Origin of the sequence: Sphingomonas sp. S2M10 (assembly GCF_012650175.1) — a bacterium.
Classification (GTDB): Bacteria; Pseudomonadota; Alphaproteobacteria; order Sphingomonadales; family Sphingomonadaceae; genus Sphingomonas.
Genome location: NZ_JAAILI010000054.1, coordinates 1 through 3,707 on the forward strand (window position 1 = coordinate 1; position 3,707 = coordinate 3,707).

Genomic DNA, 3,707 nt, shown 5'->3' on the forward strand with positions numbered 1-3,707 from the left:
TTCACGCCAGCCTCATGCTCCCGCAGCACCCCAATGATCTGATCCTCGGTAAATCGGCTTCGCCGCATCGCTCGTCTCCATCTGACGAGCTAACTTACCAATGGCATGAATTCTGGGGAGCAGGTCACCAGCCTTCGTGGCTTCGGGGTGCTGGGGGGTTCAATTCCCGCAGGCTGGCTGATTATCGGTGTCCTCTTTTTGGCCCTGGCGCTTCGCTATGCGAGCGTCATCTTCATGGAGGGATTGCCTATGATTACACGTTCAAAATCTCGCGCTCGCAAGGCGCACAAGGTCAAGAACACCAACCTGAACCCAGTGACTAACGTGATGAAGCTCTGTTCTGTTTCTTTCGAAACCGTCTGGGCACTGATCGTTGGCTGGTCTGCTGGTGTGGCCGGCCCCGCACCATCGGCGCAGTTGCGCCAGCGTCACCAGTAGGGGGCGGGAGAGCGGTCTTCCGCCCTTTGCTTTTGCGGCTCCCGGCAGCGCTAAACGCGGACTTATATGCTCGTGGCTGTTTCAAGCGACGAATGACGGCGCGCAGCATTAGGTAGGAGCGCAGCGAGATCGGCTCGCGCGAAATAGCAGAACGGGGAAATGGAATGGATACCTTCAACGCTGGCGTCCAATATAACGATTTCAAGGGGACTGTTGCGGCGGACATTTCCGACAACGTGGCGCTTGCCGATTATCTGGTGTCCTTGGGGAAGGCCGAAAGTGACGAGCGTGTCGTAGGATTCAGGATCGCTTCCGGAGAGAACCGGGGCACCCCTGTGACTGACGTGTCGCTGGTGGCATACCTCCTTCGATCTGCTGAATTTGAGCCTGCTCCGGCAGCGGTGCGCGCCGTCGAGGTGCGCGTTACGCCAGGAGAAGCCCTCGCCTTCTTCAAGCGCTTCGACCTCGTGGCGACGCGGCGCGGCGTGGATTTCAGCGGCACGCACGTGGATGGCCCACACTACGACTGAGGCTATAACTTAGCCGCAATCGCGCCGCCCGTCCCTTGTGGGCGGGCGGCGCGCGCTGGCCTGCAAGGGCAGCGGGCGCGACAGCCATGCGGGGCATGGCTGTCGCGCTGGCGGCGAGGGCGCTGCTGAGACAGAGGGAAGGGGGCCGATTATCACCGGCCCCCCGATCAGATCAGGCCATTTCATCGTCGGCAAATTCGCCGCGCTCCATGTCGTCGTCCTCGATCCCGTCACCGTCCATGTCGGTGTCGAAATCCTCCGGGTCGGCCTCGGGCTGATCGAACGCGCCAATCTTCATGGGGGCAGGTAGCCACCCTCCCGGAAGCCGTCCCGACACATTGACGGCAAGATCACCCTTCTTCTTGATGGTCGCGCAATTCTCGGCGCTGGAAGCACCGCATTCCTCGCGCAACAGGTCGATCATCGCGGCTCGTCGCATCTTGTCGAACAGTGCGATGGGGGCGGTCCAACGGGCTGCGATGTCCACGCCGGTCGCGCGCGCGATCTGCTCGAAATGGTGATGCCGACTGCCGGGGGAGCCACCCGCGAACACAGTGCCGTCAACGGTCATGGCGACAAGGCCCGCCAGCAATGCCATCTTGTCGTCGCTGGTCATGGCGCGGATTGCGTCGAACCGGCCTTCGGTGGGGATCGATGCGAAGCGGGTCGCCATCACTTCCTCGACGGGGCGAACGTCGCTCGTTGCCATAAGCTCGTCGGCCACATCGGTCGCGACCGTCTTGGCCTGAACCTCAAGGGCCATTTGGTAGCTGTGCGCGCCGTGGAGCAACTGGCCTGCAAGGCTGTCCAGCATGATGTCGAGCGCCAGCGCCGGGTCGGCCGCGACGGCTTCCTGCACGATCTGCGTCTTGATGCGGGTCAGGTCCGCGAACAGGCTGTTGCTATAGAGGGGTTGGGGTTCACCGCTGCTCGCTTTGGGCTTCGCCTCGGCCTTGGCGCGATAGAAGCTCTTGCCGAGCGAACCGTCATGCGAAACCCATAGCGCCACGCCCCCGACTGCGACCTGCTCCGCATTGAACGCCCGCATTCCTTCGGTGATGGTGTCGCGCTCGTCGGACAGCGGCTCGATGCCGTCGCTATCTTCGCCCTCGGCCTCGGCAATCGCCTCGATTTCGGCATCGATGGCGGCAAGCCGCGCCACCTCGTCCTCGGTCGGCTCGCGGGTGGCCGGATAGATGCTGCCCTTCATGTAGAGATCATAGGGCCGTTCCAGCGTGGCGCGGACCTCGTGCCAACCGATCGCTCGATATTCATCCGCAATGCCGTCCAGCTTTTCTTCGGCCAGTTCCTGCACAAGCTCGGGCTGGTCGGCAAAGCCCTCCGCTCCTTGGCTGAACAGGTCCACCGTGATCGTCCCGCCCTTCGCCTCATAGGCATCGCGTCCGACGAAAAGAAACGCACCGCTGGTGGTGTCCACCTTCTCCGTGGTGAGCATCCGCCGGATGGTGTGGGCGTGACCATTCGCCGCCTTGCAGACCTTGATCTGCTGGTCGTGATCCTCGGTGAGGGTGAGCGCGCGCGCCGCCTCAAGCGACAACTGGTCCTTGGCGATCAGGTCGATCAGCGTGGGTGCGAGCGCGGAAAGGCGAAGCATCTTGTAGACGAAGCTGACTGCCTGACCGAACCGGGCTGCGATTTCCTCGGCGTCCATGCCAGTGTCGCGCAGTGCCGCAAAGGCGCGGATGCTGTCGGCGGGGTGCATGTCCTCGCGCTGGAAGTTCTCCGCGAGCGACAGTTCGATGGCCTCTTCCTTGGTGCGGACCTCGACGGGGAAGGTGTCGCTGTTCTTGATCCGCTTGCGCTTCGCCAGTTCCTTGAGGCCCCGATAGCGCCGCCCTCCGGCGAACACATAGAACAGGCCCTCGTCCTCGTAGGCGACAAGGTTCTGCAACAGGCCGTGCGCGGCAATGTCGTCGGCCATCGCTTCCACGGCGGAAGGCTTCACGCGCCGCTGATTGAGCGGGGAAAGGCGAAGCTGCGACAGCTTGATGGTGGTGATACCCATGATGAAACTCCTGTGATCTGTGGTGTCGATTGGGGGGAAAGGGTCAGCCTTCGAGGCTTGCCAGCTCGTCGAACTCGGCTGATGCGCGGGACGCGGCGTCGCCTGCATAGGTCGCGCCGGATCGTGGATAGAAGAACACGCGGTCGCCTTTGGCGTAGGGGGTGCCGTCTGCACTGGTCCCGCCCACCTTGGCCCGTTTCCAGTAGGGATCGCCCTTGTATCGGGTGTAAGCCATTGTCCTTTCTCCTTCTTCCTGCGGCTGAAAGCCGGTTGCCGCAGCAACCGGGTCTGCCTCTCCGGCGAGGAGCGGGATGGGGAGGGAGGAGGAAAATCGATGGCCTTGGCGCGGGCAGGCCGCCCTAGCGCGGCCGACGCCCATCTGGGCGTCGGGTGCCGCGCTTGGCGGACAACACGGGGGCGTCTATTTTCCTTCGGGAACGAAAGGGCAGCAGCCCTTGTTGTTCCCCGCGCTGGCGGGCCTCCGGGGGAGGGCCGCGGCGCTAGGCGAGTGAAGTCGCGCCCATCGGGCAGCGGCGACAGGTGTGCCATGTGGCACACCTCACGCGAGGATCGTTACCCTTTGGGCGTGCGCCGTTGTGGCGCGAAGAAGAAAGGAGTGTTCGTATGAACTGAGCTTATTGGCATAGCTCATGCCTGACCGACTTACCGGTGCCGGTGACGAACCAGCTGAAATTCCGAAAGGGAAACGGGAC

The 3,707-nt window shown here is 63.0% G+C and carries 4 protein-coding genes; 2 read left to right on the forward strand and 2 right to left on the reverse strand.

Annotation, left to right across the window (positions count from 1 at the left end; all coding sequences use genetic code 11):
- Positions 1 to 105: 105 nt before the first annotated feature.
- Together S2M10_RS12745 and S2M10_RS12750 are read left to right on the forward strand one after the other, a co-directional pair.
- Entirely contained in the window at positions 106 to 438 is a 333-nt protein-coding gene (locus S2M10_RS12745; RefSeq protein ID WP_168846385.1) for a hypothetical protein, read from the forward strand.
- Positions 439 to 602: 164 nt separating this feature from the next.
- Positions 603 to 968 carry a hypothetical protein gene (locus S2M10_RS12750; protein ID WP_017503420.1) on the forward strand — a complete coding sequence of 122 codons (366 nt, stop codon included), beginning with the start codon at positions 603 to 605 and terminating at the stop codon, positions 966 to 968.
- A 172-nt stretch (positions 969 to 1,140) separates the two neighbouring features.
- On the opposite strand, the gene S2M10_RS12755 is transcribed toward S2M10_RS12750, so the two are convergent.
- A complete protein-coding gene (locus tag S2M10_RS12755; RefSeq protein ID WP_019368264.1) occupies positions 1,141 to 2,994 on the reverse strand; it encodes a ParB/RepB/Spo0J family partition protein in 1,854 nt (617 codons plus the stop codon).
- Positions 2,995 to 3,037: 43 nt separating this feature from the next.
- Positions 3,038 to 3,229: a hypothetical protein gene (locus tag S2M10_RS12760; RefSeq protein WP_019368265.1), complete on the reverse strand. Its 192-nt coding sequence runs from the start codon at positions 3,227 to 3,229 to the stop codon at positions 3,038 to 3,040.
- Between the last annotated feature and the right edge of the window lie 478 nt (positions 3,230 to 3,707).